Origin of the sequence: Nocardia sp. NPDC058640 (assembly GCF_042716995.1) — a bacterium.
GTDB lineage: Bacteria > Actinomycetota > Actinomycetes > Mycobacteriales > Mycobacteriaceae > Nocardia.
Map to the genome: position 1 here is coordinate 168,100 of NZ_JBHXRG010000001.1, position 17,037 is coordinate 185,136.

14 protein-coding genes are annotated in these 17,037 nt (G+C 68.0%); 5 read left to right on the plus strand and 9 right to left on the minus strand.

Annotation, left to right across the window (positions count from 1 at the left end; translation table 11 throughout):
* Window positions 1–3 precede the first annotated feature (3 nt).
* Both ACFWU5_RS00870 and ACFWU5_RS00875 read left to right on the plus strand, forming a co-directional pair.
* Window positions 4–1,353, plus strand: a complete 1,350-nt coding sequence (locus ACFWU5_RS00870; RefSeq protein ID WP_379240784.1) for an aspartate aminotransferase family protein — start codon at window positions 4–6, stop codon at window positions 1,351–1,353.
* Between the two features lie 110 nt (window positions 1,354–1,463).
* A complete protein-coding gene (locus ACFWU5_RS00875) occupies window positions 1,464–2,951 on the plus strand; it encodes a gamma-aminobutyraldehyde dehydrogenase (protein WP_379265685.1) in 1,488 nt (495 codons plus the stop codon).
* A gap of 9 nt (window positions 2,952–2,960) precedes the next feature.
* On the opposite strand, the gene ACFWU5_RS00880 is transcribed toward ACFWU5_RS00875, so the two are convergent.
* Together ACFWU5_RS00880 and cobA are read right to left on the minus strand one after the other, a co-directional pair.
* Window positions 2,961–4,448, minus strand: a complete 1,488-nt coding sequence (locus ACFWU5_RS00880) for an MFS transporter (protein WP_379265686.1) — start codon at window positions 4,446–4,448, stop codon at window positions 2,961–2,963.
* Between the two features lie 60 nt (window positions 4,449–4,508).
* Window positions 4,509–5,765 (minus strand): uroporphyrinogen-III C-methyltransferase, encoded by a 1,257-nt coding sequence (cobA, locus tag ACFWU5_RS00885; protein ID WP_379265687.1) that lies wholly within the window; start codon window positions 5,763–5,765, stop codon window positions 4,509–4,511.
* A 186-nt stretch (window positions 5,766–5,951) separates the two neighbouring features.
* Here cobA and ACFWU5_RS00890 point away from each other — a divergent pair, with 186 nt between their 5' ends.
* Window positions 5,952–7,067: a phosphotransferase family protein gene (locus tag ACFWU5_RS00890; RefSeq protein WP_379265688.1), complete on the plus strand. Its 1,116-nt coding sequence runs from the start codon at window positions 5,952–5,954 to the stop codon at window positions 7,065–7,067.
* The gene (locus ACFWU5_RS00895; protein WP_379265689.1) at window positions 7,058–8,173 is read left to right on the plus strand and encodes a hypothetical protein; all 1,116 of its coding nucleotides are present in this window, start codon (window positions 7,058–7,060) and stop codon (window positions 8,171–8,173) included. Before ACFWU5_RS00890 ends, ACFWU5_RS00895 begins: the two co-directional genes overlap by 10 nt.
* A gap of 299 nt (window positions 8,174–8,472) precedes the next feature.
* Here the strand turns inward: ACFWU5_RS00895 and ACFWU5_RS00900 are convergent, their stop codons facing one another.
* The 7 genes from ACFWU5_RS00900 to mqo all read right to left on the minus strand — a co-directional run bounded on the left by ACFWU5_RS00900 (window position 8,473) and on the right by mqo (window position 15,781).
* Window positions 8,473–8,868 (minus strand): cobalamin biosynthesis protein, encoded by a 396-nt coding sequence (locus ACFWU5_RS00900; RefSeq protein ID WP_379265690.1) that lies wholly within the window; start codon window positions 8,866–8,868, stop codon window positions 8,473–8,475.
* On the minus strand, window positions 8,868–10,304 hold the full coding sequence (locus tag ACFWU5_RS00905) for a cobyrinate a,c-diamide synthase (RefSeq protein ID WP_379265691.1): 1,437 nt from the start codon (window positions 10,302–10,304) through the stop codon (window positions 8,868–8,870). The genes ACFWU5_RS00900 and ACFWU5_RS00905 overlap by 1 nt, the downstream gene beginning before the upstream one ends.
* Window positions 10,292–10,450: a hypothetical protein gene (locus tag ACFWU5_RS00910; RefSeq protein ID WP_379240776.1), complete on the minus strand. Its 159-nt coding sequence runs from the start codon at window positions 10,448–10,450 to the stop codon at window positions 10,292–10,294. The genes ACFWU5_RS00905 and ACFWU5_RS00910 overlap by 13 nt, the downstream gene beginning before the upstream one ends.
* Before the next feature lie 8 nt (window positions 10,451–10,458).
* Window positions 10,459–11,073: a cob(I)yrinic acid a,c-diamide adenosyltransferase gene (gene cobO, locus ACFWU5_RS00915; protein WP_379265692.1), complete on the minus strand. Its 615-nt coding sequence runs from the start codon at window positions 11,071–11,073 to the stop codon at window positions 10,459–10,461.
* A 295-nt stretch (window positions 11,074–11,368) separates the two neighbouring features.
* On the minus strand, window positions 11,369–13,621 hold the full coding sequence (locus tag ACFWU5_RS00920; protein WP_379266192.1) for a VWA domain-containing protein: 2,253 nt from the start codon (window positions 13,619–13,621) through the stop codon (window positions 11,369–11,371).
* A gap of 199 nt (window positions 13,622–13,820) precedes the next feature.
* Complete coding sequence (locus ACFWU5_RS00925) at window positions 13,821–14,261, minus strand: GNAT family N-acetyltransferase (protein ID WP_379265693.1); 441 nt, start codon at window positions 14,259–14,261, stop codon at window positions 13,821–13,823.
* The gene (mqo, locus tag ACFWU5_RS00930; RefSeq protein ID WP_379265694.1) at window positions 14,258–15,781 is read right to left on the minus strand and encodes a malate dehydrogenase (quinone); all 1,524 of its coding nucleotides are present in this window, start codon (window positions 15,779–15,781) and stop codon (window positions 14,258–14,260) included. Before mqo ends, ACFWU5_RS00925 begins: the two co-directional genes overlap by 4 nt.
* Before the next feature lie 234 nt (window positions 15,782–16,015).
* Between mqo and ACFWU5_RS00935 the strand changes: the two genes are divergently transcribed.
* Entirely contained in the window at window positions 16,016–17,029 is a 1,014-nt protein-coding gene (locus tag ACFWU5_RS00935) for an alpha/beta hydrolase (protein WP_379265695.1), read from the plus strand.
* The last annotated feature ends 8 nt before the right edge of the window (window positions 17,030–17,037 follow it).

A 17,037-nucleotide genomic window follows, 5' to 3' on the forward strand; every position in this document is an offset into this window, starting at 1 on the left:
TCAATGCTTTCTGAAGAAGCCGCTCGGGCTTACGAGCTCGACCGCCGCCATGTCTTCCATTCCTGGTCCGCGCAAGCGGCTTTGACGCCGACAGTGCTCACCGCGGCTGAGGGTTGCTACGTGTGGGACGGCGAGGGCAACCGCCTGCTCGACTTCTCGTCGATGATGGTGAACACCAATATCGGCCATCAGCATCCGAAGGTCGTGGCCGCGATCCAGGAGCAGGCGGCCAAACTGTGTACGGTCGCACCGCAATTCGTCAATGACGCCCGTTCGGAAGCGGCTCGCCTGATCAGCGAACGCACCCCCGGCGACCTGGACACCATCTTCTTCACCAATGGTGGCGCCGACGCGATCGAGCACGCCGTGCGCATGGCGCGCCTGCACACCGGCCGCTACAAGGTGCTGTCGCGCTACCGCTCGTACCATGGCGGCACCGAGACCGCGGTGAACGTCACCGGCGACCCGCGTCGCTGGCCCAACGACCGCGGCAACACCGGGACCGTGCACTTCTTCGGCCCGTTCCTGTATCGCTCGGAATTCCACGCCACCGACGAGGCCCAGGAAACCGAACGGGCGTTGGCCCACCTGCAGCGCACCATCGAAATGGAGGGTCCGGCCACCATCGCCGCGATCGTCCTGGAATCCGTGCCTGGCACCGCCGGCATCATGGTGCCGACCCCGGGGTACATGCGCGGGGTGCGCGAACTGTGCGACAAGCACGGCATCGTGTTCATCGCCGACGAGGTGATGTCGGGCTTCGGCCGGACCGGAAAGTGGTTCGCCATCGAGCATTTCGATGTCGTCCCCGATCTGATCACCTTCGCCAAGGGCGTGAACTCGGGCTATGTCCCGCTCGGCGGTGTGGCCATCAGTGCGGCGATCGCGGCCACCTTCGCCGACCGCCCCTACCCCGGCGGGCTCACCTATTCGGGCCATCCGCTCGCCACCGCCGCGGCCGTCGCGACGATCAACGCGATGACCGAAGAAGGCATCGTCGACAACGCCGCGGACATCGGCGCGAACGTCATCGGCCCCGGCCTGCGCGAACTGGCCCAACGCCATCCCAGCATCGGCGAAGTCCGCGGTCTCGGCGTGTTCTGGGCCCTGGAGCTGGTCCGCGACCGCACCACCCGCGAACCCCTGGCGCCCTACGGCGGCACCAGCCCCGCGATGAACGAACTGATCGGCGCCTGCCGCGCCGGCGGGATGCTGCCGTTCGTGAACTTCAACCGCCTGCACGTGGTCCCGCCGTGCGTGATCACCGAGGCCGAGGCGAAGGAAGGACTGGCCATTCTCGATCAGGCGCTGACGGTGGCCGACGCGCACACCGTCGAGGGGGCGTCGAGCTGATCGGCGAACCACGCGGCCGGGCTCGGAGATAGTCGCCGAGCCCGGCTTCGCGCATCCAACTTCGTTGTCGCCGAGCAGGTTCGGCGGCCTTCTCAGTGGAGTCCCGATTCATGAACGACGTGATGTTGCAGTACATCGGCGGCGAACGACGCCCCGGACGCGGCGAACAGTTGACGATCACCGAGCCTGCCACCGGTGCCCTGATCGCGACCGGTGCGGCCGCGTCCACCGCCGACGTCGACGATGCCGTAGCCGCGGCCCGAGCGGCATTTCCTGCCTGGTCGGGTTCGGCGCCTGCCGAACGGTCGGCCGCCCTGTACCGCTGGGCCGACGTATTGTCCTCGCGCGCAGACGAACTGGCCGCCATGGAAAGCCGTGGCGGTGGCAAGCCGATCTCCTTGGCGAAGGGTTTCGACCTACCGGGCGTCATCGACAACATCGCCTTCTTCGCCGGTGCGGCCCGCAACCTGGAAGGCCGTGCGGTAGCGGAGTATTCCGGTGAGCACACGTCTTCGGTGCGGCGCGAGCCGATCGGCGTGGTCGGCTCGATCGCCCCATGGAACTACCCCCTACAGATGGCCGCGTGGAAGATCCTGCCCGCAGTCGCGGCGGGAAATACCGTGGTGCTCAAGCCTTCCGAGCTGACGCCGTTGACCTCACTCGTTTTCGCGGAAACCGCTGTCGAGGCAGGGATTCCGACGGGCGTGATCAATGTGGTCACCGGCACGGGCGGCGAAGCGGGTGCCGCATTGGTCGCGCACCCGGACGTCGCGATGGTGTCGTTCACCGGGTCGACCGCCGTCGGCAAGCAGGTCGCCGCCACCGCGGCGGGCGCGGTCAAACGGGTGCACCTCGAGTTGGGCGGCAAGGCACCGTTCGTGGTGTTCGACGATGCCGACCTCGAGGCCGCCGCCCGAGGCGCGGTCGCGGGCGCGCTGATCAATGCCGGACAGGACTGCACCGCGGCCACCCGCGCCTACATTCAACGACCTCGCTTCGACGAATTCGTTTCTCGCGTAGCCGATCTCATGGACGGCGTGCGGATCGGCCCGGTCGACGATCCCGACACCGACCTCGGTTCACTCATCTCCCCCACCCACCGCGACCGAGTCGTCGCCATGGTCGACCGCGCGCGCACCGCGGGGGCGAAAGTTGTTCGTGGCGGCCGCATTCCGCAACACATGCCGACCGCGGGCGCGTACTACGAGCCGACCTTGATCACCGGCGCGACCCAGGATTCGGAGATCGTGCAGCACGAGGTGTTCGGCCCGGTGCTGGTGTGTCTGCCGTTCGACACCGACGACGAAGCCATCGCACTGGCCAACGACACCCCCTACGGCCTTGCCGCGTCCGCCTGGTCGCGCGATGTCTTTCGCACCCAGCGCGCCGCCCGCGAAATCCGCGCGGGGTGCGTGTGGCTCAACGACCACATCCCGATCGTGAGCGAAATGCCGCACGGCGGCTTCGGCGCCTCCGGTTTCGGCAAGGACATGTCGGCCTACTCGTTCGAGGAGTACACCAACGTCAAGCACGTGATGGCCGAACTCACCGGTGTCGCCGACAAGTCCTGGCACCAGCTGATCTTCCGCAGCCGCTGACGGCCGCCCTCAGACGTTCTGGGCTTCCTCCTGGACATGCTGGGCCTGCGCCAGCTGTCCGGGAGTGAAGCGCAGCGTCAACGCCACCGCCCCGGTCAGCACCGCCATGCCGAAGCACACCAGCAGCACGGTGGTGTACCCGCTGGTGAGGGCGTCCAGTTGCGAGCCGTTCATCATCGAGACCTTGATGTCGGTGTCTCCGCCCAGCGACAGCGTGCGCGAGGCCGCCACGGGGGTGAGCAGGCCGATGGCGATGGGGGTGGCCAGGTTCATGAACATCTGGCCGACCGCGGCCAGCGGGCCGATATCCGACGGCGGCACATCCACGAGCACGCACAGTGGTGCCAGGACCATCGCCATGCCGACGCCGAAGCCGATCACGATCAGCAGCGGCAGCAGGGTGGTGAAGTAGCCGATGTGCCGGTCCAGGGTGGAGCCGAACAGCAGCCCGGCGGCCAGGACCACCGAGGCGCCGGTGAGCAGCCAGCGCGGCGAGACCAGCAGCGCCGCCTTGGAGGCCAGTGCGCCGCCCACGCCGATGCCGATGGTGAACGGGATGCAGGCGATGCCGGCTTGCAGGGGGCTGTAGCCGATGGAGTTCTGCAGCATCTGCGCGACGAAGAAGGTCATCGAGCCGAGGATGGCGCCGGCCAGGAAGATCAGCAGGAAGGTCGCGTTGCGGTCGCGGCTGTTGAACAGCGACCACGGCAGCAGCGGGTCGGGCTCGTTGCGTTCGACGAAAACGAACACGATCAGCAGCACCACACCGGCGATCAGCGACGCCACGATGACCGGGCTGCCCCAGCCCCACGACGGTCCTTCGGTCGCACCGAAAACCACCAGCGCACAGGCCAGGGTGCCCAGGATCGCACCCTTGATGTCCAGCGGCGCCCGGTGATGGGCGGTGTCGGACAGGGTGTAGATCGCGCCGACCACGATGAGCGCGCCGATCGGCACATTGATCAGGAAGATCAACCGCCACGACAGTTCGGTGAGCAGGCCACCGATCACCAGGCCGCTGACCGAGCCGATGCCTGCCATCGACCCCACCACGGCGATCGCCTGGTTGCGTGCCTTGCCCGGGGCGAAAGTGGTGGCCACCAGCGCGAATGCCGTCGGTGCCGCGATCGCCGCACCGGCGCCTTGGAAGGCTCGCGCGATCAGCAGGGTCAACTCGCCCTGGGCCAGACCGCACGCCAGCGAGGCCACCGTGAACAGTCCGACGCCCGCGATCAGGGTGCGTTTGCGTCCGAAGACGTCACCCAGTCGCCCGCCCAGCAGCATCAATCCCGCGAAGGTGAGGCCGTAGGCGGTCACGGTCCAGGCGCCGCCGGACGTGGACAGCCCCAATTCCTCCTGCAACCGGGGCAACGCGAAGATCACCACCGTGCCGTCGAGTACGACCATGAACTGCAAACCGCTGAGCACGATGATGGCTAGCCCGAAGGCCGACTGCTTCACGGGGGACTGCGGCGAGGCAGCGGGGTTTTCGAGCACAGTCGAACACTGTAAACGACGCCGATAAGGGCGCAGGTCCAGATCGTGCGGCCGACGATCTCAGGGCTGGGGGTCGAACGCGGCTCCGAAGCCCGCGGTGGGCCCGATGACGATGATCGCGGGCGGGCGGATGCCCTCTTCCTTGACCCGTGCGGCCACGGTGGCCAGGTCCGCGCGCACCACGCGCTGGGTGCGCAGGGTGCCCTCCTGGATGACCGTGGCGGGGGTGTCGGCCGGGCGGCCGCCTTCCAGCAGGGCGGTGGCGAACTTGTCGATGCGTTCGACCGCCATCATCAGCACGATGGTGCCGCGCAGCTTGGCCAGCGCCGACCAGTCGACCAGCGAATCGGGATGGTCGGGGGCGACGTGGCCGCTGACCACGACGAATTCGTGGGTGACGCCGCGATGGGTCACCGGGATGCCTGCCGCGCCGGGTACCGAGATCGGGCTGGTGATGCCGGGCACGACCGTGACGGGGATGCCCGCTTCGGTGCACGCCTCGAGTTCCTCGTACCCGCGCCCGAACACATACGGGTCGCCGCCCTTGAGCCGGACCACGAACTTGCCCGCCTTGTACCCCTCGATGAGCGCGAGGTTGATCGCCTCCTGCGCCATCGACCGGCCGTACGGGATCTTCGCGGCGTCGATGACCTCCACGTGCGGGCCGAGTTCGGCGAGCAGTTCCGGCGGTGCGAGGCGGTCGGCGACAACCAGATCGGCGCGCGCCAGCAGCCTGCGGCCGCGCACGGTGATCAGGTCGGGGTCGCCGGGGCCACCGCCGACGAGGGCGACGCCGGGGGTCACCGGTTCCGAATCATCGGTCACCACACCGGATTGCAATGCTTCCAGCAGTCCGTTGCGCACGGCCGCGGATCGTCGATGCGCGCCGCCCGCGAGCACGCCGAGGGACAGTCCGTCGTAGCGGGCGGTCGCGGGAGTGACCGCGGTGCCGTCGCGCGCGATGTCGGCGCGCACGCAGAAGATGCGCTTGGCGGTCGCCTCGGCCACCACGGCGGCGTTGGTCTCGGGCTCGTCGGTGCAGGCCATCGCGTACCAGGCGTCATCGAGATCGCCGTCGGCATAGGCACGCAATTCGACACTGATCTGCCCCGCGGTCGCCATCCCTTCCACGGCCGGCGTGACCACTCGACTCACCACGTGCACATCCGCACCGGCGGCCACGAGCAGTCCGAGCCTGCGCTGCGCGACGGTCCCACCGCCGACCACAACCACTCTGCGTCCTCGCAGATCGAGCCCGACCAGGTAGTTCGGGTCGCCTGCGGGCGGGGTCGATGCGGTGTCAGAGGTGTTCGGCACAGTGTCCGAGCCTAGTTCGTGCGTCCACGCGGCCCGAACGCGCCTGCCGCCTGGCTTCCGCGCTCCACGATCCGCGTCCTGTCAACCCGCAATCCCACTCACCGACGCGGGACTTACATTCCGAGCGGTCTTCCGGTACCCAGTAGTGACACACGTTACAGTTTTGCTGACAGGGGTACCCCGCAGATGTCCGAAGATCTGGATCCGGCCGTTCGGATGGCGCTCACGGTCAATGAGCGCGATCTGGACGAGCTGGCGGGGAAATTGGCGCGGTGGCTGTCGGACAAGGTCGGCGCCGAGGCCACAACCAGCAATCTGAGCAAACCGTCCAGTGGCGGAATGTCCAGCACCACAATCCTTTTCGACGCTTCTTGGTCGGGCGCCGAGCAGGGATCCTTCGTCGTCCGGATGGCGCCGGAGGACAGTTCGTTTCCGGTGTTCGAGTCCTATGACCTGGCGATGCAGTATCAGGTGATGGCGGGGGTCGGCGCGGCGTCGGCGGTCGCGGTGCCGCCGGTGCGCTGGCTCGAACTCGACGAGTCGGTGTTCGGGTCGCCGTTCCTGGTGATGGAACAGGTGCGGGGCCGCGCGCCCACGGACAATCCGCCGTACGTGTTCTTCGGCTGGCTGTTCGATGCCACCCCCGCCGAGCGCGCGCTGATCGCCGACGCGACGGTCGAGGTGATCGCCGCGGTGCACGCGATTGACGATGTGGCCCAACGGTTTCCGCTGCTCGACGGTCCGGATACCGCGCTGCGCAGGCACTTCCAGGCGCAGCGCGACTGGTACAAGTGGGCGCTGCTGGACCACGACGTCGAAGTACCGCTGATCGAACGGGCCTTCGACTGGCTCGAGGCCCACTGGCCCGCCGATCCCAGCCCCGAGGTGCTCAACTGGGGCGATGCCCGTCCCGGCAACATCCTGTTCGACGGGTTCGTCCCGACTGCGGTGTTGGACTGGGAGATGGCGACATTCGCGCCGCGCGAACTGGATCTGGGTTGGACCATCTTCATCCACCGGTTCTTCCAGGATCTGGCCACCCGCTTCGACCAGCCCGGCCTGCCCGACTTCATGCGCCGCGACGCGGTAGTGGCGAAATATGAAGCGCTGACCGGACATTCGGTCCGCGACCTGGACTTCTACATCGTCTACGCGGCACTGCGGCACGCGATCGTGATGGCGCGGATCAAATGCCGGATGATCCACTTCGGCGAGGACACCGTGCCCGACGACCTCGACGACTACGTGATGCACCGCCTCAGCCTCGAAGCGCTGCTCGACGGCACCTACGAATGGGACTGACCATGCCCGCGATCATGCCCGTCCCCCTGGACGAATACCCGGTCCATCAGACCCCGCTGTCGCTGGCCCGCGTGGCCACCAGCGACCGAAACTTCTACGACCGCTACTACTTCAACGCCTTCGACCCCGCCGGCGACACCATGCTGATCACCGGATTCGGCGTCTACCCGAACCTCGGCGTGGTCGACGCGTTCGCGACGGTGCGGCACGGCCGGACCCAGCGCAGCGTCCGGTTCTCCGACGCGCTGACCTCCCGCGACCTGAACACCGCCGTGGGTGGTTATCGGATCGAAGTGCTCGAGCCGCTGCGGAAGTTGCGGGTGGTGTGCGAGCACGACGACCTCGGTTTCGACCTCACCTGGACCGGCGCGCAACCGGCCGTGCAGGAACAGCCGCACCTGATCCTGTCCGGCACCCGGCCGATCATCGAGGCCTCCCGTTTCGCCCAATTGGGTTCGTGGGAAGGAACTCTCGCCGTCGACGGCATCGACTTCACGGTCGACCCGACGGCATGGACCGGCAGTCGCGACCGCTCGTGGGGCATCCGACCCTCCGGCGAGCCCGAACCGGCCGGTCGCCCCACCGGCATGGACGGTTTCTGGTGGCTGTACGCACCGCTGCGGTTCGCCGACTTCTCGATCATCGTGATCGTGCAGGAAGAACCCGACGGCACCCGCACGCTCAACAACGCGGTCCGGATCTGGAACGACGGCCGCAAAGAACAACTGGGCTGGCCGCGCATGCAGTGGACCTACGAACCCGGCACCCGACACCCGCAGTCGGTGCGCCTTGACATGACCACCCCCGACGGCAAACCCCTCGAGGTCGAGATCGAATCGCGCCCCGGCATCGCCCTGCACGTGGGCTGCGGGTACGGCGCCGACCCCGACTGGACCCACGGCCACTGGATGGGCGAGAACTGGTCGCTGTCGACAACGTACGACCTCACCGACCCGTCGATCATCGCCCGCACCCCCTACGGCGTGATCGACCACATCGGCCACGCCCGCTGCGGCGACGCCGAAGGCTGGGGCCTGTTCGAACACGCCTCCATGGGCCGCCACGACCCCACAGGTTTCGCCGATTGGTCCTCCGTCGCCCCTTGACGGAACTCTCGCGCGAGAGGAAAGGCGCCGCCGCGACAACGAGGTCGCGGCGGCTCCGATTTCTTGATTGTCGGTGAAACCTATTGCTGCCAAGGATGCTCGGGGGCGCCAGGCGCCAGGCCGATGCTTTAGCCGAGGCAGATACCGGGGCCGAGGCGGGGCGGTCGCCGACGCTGGGGCCGTCGCCGACGCTCGGACCGTCGCCGACGCTGGGGCCGTATCCGAGGCTCAGGCTGGGCTGGACCATAAGCCGAGGCAGGCGCCGAGGCCGGGGCTGGGGCATTAGCCGAGGCTCAGGCTCAAGCTGAGGCTGAGGCTGAGGCTGAGGCTGAGGCGACCACGACGCCTTCGACAATGGTTCTGCCGCAGACGATTTCACCGCCGCCGGCGAGCAGGGCTGCGGCCTCCGCGACACTGGGCGTGCCCACGGCCGCCGACACCCGATCGGAAGTGTGCCGCACGTCCACCGCTGCCAATTGCTCGGCGGTGAATGCCACCACGGGCACGCCGAGGGTCTGCGCGGCGGCACGGATGCCGGGTTCGTCGGCGCGACGATCCAGCGTTGCCAGGCAAGCGATTCCGGCCGTGCCGACCACTGCGCTGATAGCACGAACGATCCGCTCCGCATCGGCGCCCGGCCGAACACCGACTCCGACCGCCACCGTTGGGCGGGAGTGCGCGGGCTGGTCTCCCATCAGGAGTCGAATTTTGTTGCTGCCGCGACGAATCGATCGATCGCGTCAGGGTTCCCGGCCGGGTGGGTGTGCAGGTAGGAGGCGTGCACCTGGCGAACCACAGCACCCTCGGTCATGGAACCCATTGCCCGCCAACCCCATGCGGCAGTCTCGGCACCCGCGCGAACCAATCGCGTGCGATGGAATTCGTGCCCGCGCACCCGCGCCCCAGCCCGCCACAGCACAGAATCGTGCAACGCCACGGCATCCCGATAACCCAGCGTCAGACGAGGACCGAACTCCGCATCGGCATCGACGACACCCGCCATCTGGTGACCGTCCAACGAGCGAGTGAGATAGAGCAAACCCGCGCACTCGGCATGAATCGGCAACCCCCTGGCAGCCCCATCGGCCACCGCGACGCGCAACCGTTCATTGGCCGAGAGCTGCCCGGCATGCTCCTCCGGAAAACCACCCGGAAGCACCAAACCCGCAGTGCCATCTGGGAGTTCGTCTGACAGCGGGTCGAACACCACCACCCGCGCACCGGCCGCGACCAGCAGTTCCCGGTGCTCGGCATACCCGAAGGTAAAGGCAGGCCCACCCGCCATCGCGATCAACGGCCCCTGTCCCGAGGTACCGCCTTCGAACTCGGCTTGTGTGCGCACCGATTCTGTTCCGCTCGCACGGTGTTCGGCGGATGCGGCCAACTCCGCCACCGGATCCCACGCGGCACCCTGCACCGAGCCACCCGCGAGATCGACGATCGCGCGCAGATCCACATGTGCCGCAACGAGTTCCGTCATCGCGTCGACCGCAGCCGTGGCAGCGGCTCCGTGTTCGACGGCGGGGATCAGGCCGAGATGCCGTGAGGGAACTTCCAATTCGGCCATGCGAGGCAGCGCGCCGAGAACCGGCAGGCCCACCCGGTCGCACGCCGCGCGCAGAACCTGTTCGTGGCGTTCGCTACCCACGCGGTTGAGGATCACGCCGCCGAGGCGAACCGAGGAGTCGTAGGTGGCGAAACCGTGCAGCAGGGCGGCCAGGCTCTGGGAATGTCCGCGAGCGTCGACAACCAGCACGACCGGCGCCCCGAGCAGCCCGGCCACTTGCGCGGTGGAACCCTCGGCGATCGCGTCGGTGCGGTTCTCGTCGATGCGCCCGTCGAACAGGCCCATCACGCCCTCGACGATCGCGATATCGCACCCTTGCGCGCCGTGCCGATACAGCGGCACCACCCGATCCTCGCCCACCAGAACAGGATCCAGATTTCGCCCCGGCCGCCCGGCCGCGAGCCCGTGATAGCCGGGGTCGATGTAGTCCGGCCCCACCTTGAACGGCGCCACCCGATGCCCGGCCCGCCGCAGCGCGCCGATGAGCCCGGTGGCAAGGGTGGTCTTCCCACTGCCCGACGCAGGAGCGGCGATCACCACCGCGGGCGCGCTCACCACTGACATCCGTCCTCGACCCCACGCCGACGCCGATCTCCCGGCGCGTTCTGCCCGGCGGCGATCGGCGCAGCGACCGCGGCACCGCAGCCCGCTGCGCGCCGCAGCGCGGCACCGTTGGCCATGGCGAGCCCGGCCGGCCGGTCACCGGTCACGAAGGACATCACCATTCGATGCCGCGCTGGCCCTTGCGACCCGCGTCCATGGGGTGCTTGACCTTGGTCATCTCGGTGACCAGATCGGCGGCCTCGATCAGCGCAGGCGGTGCGTCGCGGCCGGTAATGACCACGTGCTGGTTGCCGGGGCGGTGGGTGAGGGTTTCCACAACCTCGTCGATGTCGACCCAACCCCACTTCAGCGGGTAGGTGAACTCGTCGAGGACGTAGAACCGGTGCTGTTCGGCGGCCAAACGGCGGGAGATCTCCTGCCAGCCCGACAGCGCGGCGGCCGCGTGATCTTCCTCGGTGCCGTGCTTGCGAGTCCAGGACCAGCCTTCGCCCATCTTGTGCCATTCGACCGAGCCGCCCACCCCGGTCTCGTCATGCAGGGTGCCCAGCGTGCGGAACGCGGCTTCCTCGCCGACCTTCCACTTGGCACTTTTCACGAACTGGAAAACCGCCACGTCGAAGCCCTGATTCCAGGCCCGCAACGCCATCCCGAACGCCGCGGTGGACTTCCCCTTGCCCGGCCCGGTGTGCACGGCCAGCACCGGCAGATTACGCCGCTGCCGAGTGGTCAGACCGTCCTCGGGGACGCTGTCCGGAACACCTTTGGGCACAGAAACTCCTCTTCTCGACGCACGCGCTGTGCGCATTCCTCGCAACCTCGCCGGTCGATCTCCGGCCGCCGGTCCACCATTTCTATCAGGGCGCACCCGGTGACCTCGACGTCGTGAGCAGGTAGGAACCTACGCCGGGCCCCGAGTGCGCGCTGCACCGGCGTAATCGACCATTTCGATGCCCCGAAGCCCCGAAAACCGACTCCGAGCGCACCGATTGGTCGATTACGCCGGTCCATGCCGAGTGGACGGCGGGGCCGGTGGCGAGGACCGCGCCGACGACCGTGTCACCGGTCTACGCCGCGCGAGCGGGCAGCCCGGTGGCGCGGACTACGTCGGCGACCGTGTCGCCGGTGAGTTCGTTCAAGCGCAGGTAGCGCGCGCGCAGGTCGCGGGCCAGTTCGCCGGCCAGGCCGAGGCGGATCATGCCGCGTTCGCAGTCGATGACCATCGCCGTGTGGCCTTCGGCAGCCAGCAGCCGGGCGGCGGTGCGGGCGCGTGGGAGGGGGTCGGTGCCTCCGGTGGCTCGGCCGTCGGTGAGCAGCACGAGCATGGGGCGGCGGCGCGGGTCGCGGACGTGTTCGCGGGCGATCACTTCGCGGGCCTTCAGCAAACCCGCGGCCAGGGGGGTCTTGCCGCCGGTGCGCATTCCCGCCAAACGTCGGACGGCGATGTCGACCGAGGATGTCGGCGGCAGGACCAGTTCGGCAACGCTACCGCGGACGCTGATCACGGCCACCTTGTCGCGGCGCTGGTAGGCGTCGCGCAGCAGGGTGACGATGGCGCCGGTCACCGCGGTGAGACGATCACGCGCGGCCATCGAGCCCGACGCGTCGACCACGAACACGACCAGATTGCCTTCTCGCCCTTCGCGATACGCGCCGCGCAAGTCCTCTGCGGCCAGCGCGAGGGGGCCACTGAGTCGGCCGCGCTCGAATTGCTTTGGCGCAGCGGCGAAGACGGTGCCGAGAAGGTGCAGGCCGGTCGAAGGGTCGGCATCGGGGCGCACTGTGCGGCCGGTTCTGGTGCGGGCGCGTGAACGTCGGCCGGGTGCGCCTTCGCCGATACCGGGGACTTCCCAGCGCGGGATCGCCTTTCCGGTCGAAGTCGGTGTGCCCGTCAGCCTTTCGGGCCCCGGCCGCGAACCGTCGCGATCAGAACCATCCGAGCGGTCACCGCCGGAACCACCGCTGTTCGGCCCACCGCCGTTCGATCCACCACCACCCGGTCCTCCACCGTCAGGGCCTCCGCCGTCAGGTCCACCGTCGTCAGGTCCACTGCCGTCTGGACCACCGCGATCGGAACCACCGGCCGAACCACCATCCGGGCCACCACCATCCGGACCGCCACCCTCGGGACCACCACCATCCGGGCCATCACCGTCGGGCCCATCCTCAGGCCCCCGGCCGTCCGGCCCACCATCGAACCGGCGATCCCGCCCCCCGTCGAGACGCCGATCATCCGCCGCACGACCATCGCCCCCGGTGCGCCCACGAGAATCGCCACCCGCCCCATCATCACCGAGTGCGGACTCGTCCTCAGCCCGGTGACGCCCGTTTCCCGACGGACCATCGAACTCCTCATCCCCCGAAGCCTTTTCGACCTCAGCAGCAGCAGACTCCATCGCCTCGTCGAGCTGCTGCTCACTGATCCCCGGCTCGTCGAACGGATCCCGCCGCCGCCGATGCGGCAACGCCAACTCCGCCGCGATCCGCACATCGTCCTCGGTAACCCGGTCCCGCCCACGCCACGCCGCGTGCGCGGTCGCGGTCCGCGCGACAACGAGATCCGCCCGCATCCCGTCCACATCGAAGGACGCGCACAGCGCCGCGATCCGCCGCAACTCCGCATTGTCCAGCGCCACTTCGGACAGCCGATCCCGTGCGGTCAGAATCCGTTCCGCCACAACCTGATCCGCGTCCACATACCGAGCGGCGAACGCGTCGGGGTCGGCCTCGTAGTCGAGCCGCCGCCGCACCACCGCCATCCGCACATTCACCTCACGCGAGGCAGCCACATCGACAGTGAGCCCGAACCGGTCCAACAGCTGCGGCCGCAACTCCCCCTCTTCGGGATTCATCGTCCCGACCAGCACGAACCGCGCCGGATGCGAATGCGACACCCCATCCCGCTCGACATGCACCCGCCCCATGGCAGCCGCGTCGAGCAGCACATCGACCAGGTGATCGTGCAGCAAGTTCACTTCGTCGACGTACAACACCCCATGGTGAGCCGCAGCCAACAACCCAGGCCGAAACGCCTGCTCCCCATCCCGCAACACCCGCTCGAGATCCAGCGACCCGACCACCCGATCCTCGGTCGCCCCCACCGGCAACTCCACCAGCTTCGCGGGCCGCGCCCCCGTCTCGTCCACCACCGGCGGCAGCAACTGCGCCAACGCCCGCACCACAGTCGACTTCGCGGTCCCCTTCTCCCCGCGCACCAACACCCCACCGATCCCCGGATGCACAGCGGACAAGATCAACGCCAACTGCAACCGCTCCTGCCCCACCACAGCCGAGAACGGAAACCCCGCCTCACCCCCCACACGCGCGGGAATGTGCGGACCAGCGGCAACATCAGCAAAACCAGGCACGCCCCAACTCTATGCGTGCTGCGATCGCCGCCAACCCTCGGGCATCAGCGACCCGAACCGGCGTAAACGCACAAATGGTCCCCGCAGAATCAGAATTCTGATTGAAACGAGGCGAAGTGCGTGATTACGCCGGTCCTTCGCACAAACCGGACTACCCGCGCCGCATCGGCGTATGCATGATCCCGTCGTCATCGAATTCCGCCCCGTCGACAACGAACCCGAACTTCGCATACATCCCCACCAAATGCGACTGCGCATCCAATCGCACAGTGGCAGAACCGGTTTCAGCCAAAGCGGCCTGCATCAACCGAGTGGTGTACCCATGCTTGCGAGCGTCCGACGCCACACAAACCCGACCGATGCGAAAACTGGTCACCCCATCGACAACCTCTTCGAGCAGCCGCAAAGTGCCCAGCACCGACCCGTCATCGAGCCAGAAATGCCGCGTCGAAGGCAGCAGGTCACGCCCATCCAATTCCGGATAGGCGCATTCCTGCTCCACGACGAACACATCCACCCGCAACCGCAGCAGCCGGTAGAGGGTGGCGGCATCCAGATCCGCCGCCCACGACCGCCTCAGCGAGACATTCACACCTGCGCGAAGCTCGGAGCAGCCGCGGGCGCGTGGTTGCGGTCCAGCTTCAACGTGGAGTTGGTCCAGTCCCACACTTCCTGGAACAGCGCCTGGTTCTCCGACAGCTTCTGTCCCAGCGACGGGATCATCGTCTGCAGCCGCGGCTCCCAGCCCGCGTACTGCTGCGGGAAGCAACGCTGCATCACATCCAGCATCGCGGTCACACAGGTCGACGCACCCGGCGACGCACCCAGCAGACCCGCGATCGAACCGTCTTCGGCGGAGATGACCGCGGTGCCGAACTCGAGCACCCCACCGGCACCCTTACGACGAATGACCTGCACACGCTGACCGGCGGTGATCAGCTCCCAGTCGCGACCCTGCGCACGCGGCAGGAACTCCTCGAGCACGCCGACCTTGCCGTTCTGCGACTTGAGCAGTTCCTCGACCAGGTACTTGGTCAGGCCCATCTCGGTGAGACCGACGCCGACCAGCGAGGCGATGTTGTTGGGCTTGATCGACTTGAACAGGTCGGCGTTGGAGCCGTCCTTGAGGAACTTGGGCGTCCAGCCGGCGTACGGGCCGAACAGCAGGCCCTTGCGGCCGTTGATCACGCGGGTGTCCAGGTGCGGCACCGACATGGGCGGCGCGCCGACGGCGGCCTTGCCGTAGACCTTCGCCTCGTGCGCGGCGATCAGGTCGGGGTTGGTGCAGCGCAGGAACTGGCCGCTGATCGGGAAGCCACCGAAGCCCTTGGCCTCGGCGATACCGGCCTTCTGCAGCAGCGGCAGCGCGCCACCACCAGCACCGACGAACACGAACTTCGCGTTGATCGTGCGCGACTGGTAGGTGCGCAGGTTGCGCACGGTGACGTTCCAGGAACCGTCGGCCTGCTTGTCCAGGTTGCGGACCTCGGTGCCGAAGGCGATCTCGCCGCCGGAGTAGCCGATGTAGGCCAGCAGCTGCTTGGTCAGCGCGCCGAAGTCGATGTCGGTGCCGCCGTCGGTCCAGTTCAGCGCGATCGGGTCGCTGAAGTCGCGGCCCTTGGCCATCAGCGGCAGGCGCGCGGCGAACTCGTCGGGGGTGTCGATGTACTCCATGCCGCGGAACAGCGGGTGCGGGGCCAGAGCCTCGTAGCGCTTGCGCAGGTAGTCGACGTTGTCGGCACCGTGCACGAAGCTGACGTGCGGGATGGGGTTGATGAAGCCGCTGGGGTCGTCCAGCACACCGGTGTCGACCGCGGACGCCCAGAACTGGCGCGAGACCTGGAAGCGCTCGTTGATGTCGACGGCCTTGCTCACGTCGACCGAGCCGTCAGCGTTCTGCGGGCTGTAGTTGAGCTCGCACAGCGCCGAGTGGCCGGTGCCCGCGTTGTTCCACGGGTCACTGCTCTCCGCGGCGGCGGCGTCGAGGCGCTCGAACACCGAGATCGTCCAGTCGGGCTGCAGCTGCCGCAGCAGCGCGCCCAGCGTGGCACTCATGATGCCTGCGCCGATGAGAACTACATCGGTCTTTTCCATCTTCGCAGCGTTCGACACGGGTAGATCGACTTCCTTGTCCTTCTCAGCTACTCACCGGCGGGTGAGTTCGCTTGGCGCGGGCGCTTTGGCGGTGTTGCGGCGACTCGCGGTGAATCGCCGGGAGGTAGGTTACCCGTCGTTCACCTGACGCCAATTGTGCACCTGCGTGCGGCGGACTTCTGCAACGGAGGTCACTTATGTGACGCAAACCAACCCTGCGCGTGCCCGCGACCGCGCGTTAGATTGAGCGGTGTGACGAACGAAACCCTCGCCGGGCAGCAGTGGCAGCCCGATGTCCTCGGTACCGCCTATCAGCAGCGGACCCTGCCGCTGGGTGTAGACCCCGACGGTGAGGGCGACGTGGTGGCCACGCTGGTGCGCTACCTGCCCGACGCCGCGGCCCCCGCGGTCGAGCCGACCGTGCTGTACGTGCACGGGTTCACCGACTACTTCTTCCAGGAGCACCTGGCCGAGCACTTCGCTTCCCGCGGGCACCGGTTCTACGCCCTCGACCTGCGCAAATGCGGGCGCTCGCGCCGCGAAGGACAGAGCGCGCACTACGTCAGCGATCTCGCGCTGTACGACGCCGAGCTCAACGAAGCGCTGCGGATCGCCCGCGAGGAAACCGGCAACGATGTGCTGATCCTCGCGCATTCGACCGGCGGTCTGATCGTGCCGCTGTGGCTGGATCGGCTCGAATCCGCGGGCGGCAGCGCGGCGGCCGGGGTGGCCGGTGTCGTGCTCAACAGCCCCTGGTTCGACCTGCAGGGCCCGTCGTTCTACCGCACCATCGGCACGCCGGTGATCAACGCGGTCGGCCGATTCCGCGCGTTCGCCCAGCTGCCCGGCGGGGTCAGTACCGCGTACGGCGACAGCCTGCACAACACCCGTTCGGGTGAGTGGGATTACAACCTGGACTGGAAGCCGCTCAACGGCGAACCCGTGCGTCTGGGCTGGCTGCGCGCGATCCGCCACGGCCAGGCCCGCCTGCACCAGGGTCTGACCATCGGCGTGCCCGCGCTGATCCTGCGCTCCCGGATCACCAAGTTCGCCCGCGAACACTCCCCCGCCGTCGACGTGGCCGACGCCGTACTCGACGTCAAACAGATCCAACGCTGGGCAGGCTGCCTGGGCGAACGCACCTCGATCGTCCCCATCGACGGCGCCCGCCACGACGTCTTCCTGTCCTCGGAGTCCGTACGCGCCAACGCCTTCCAAGAAACCGACAACTGGCTCGACTGGCTAGCGGCCTTCCGCAAGTCCTAGTCCTGGAC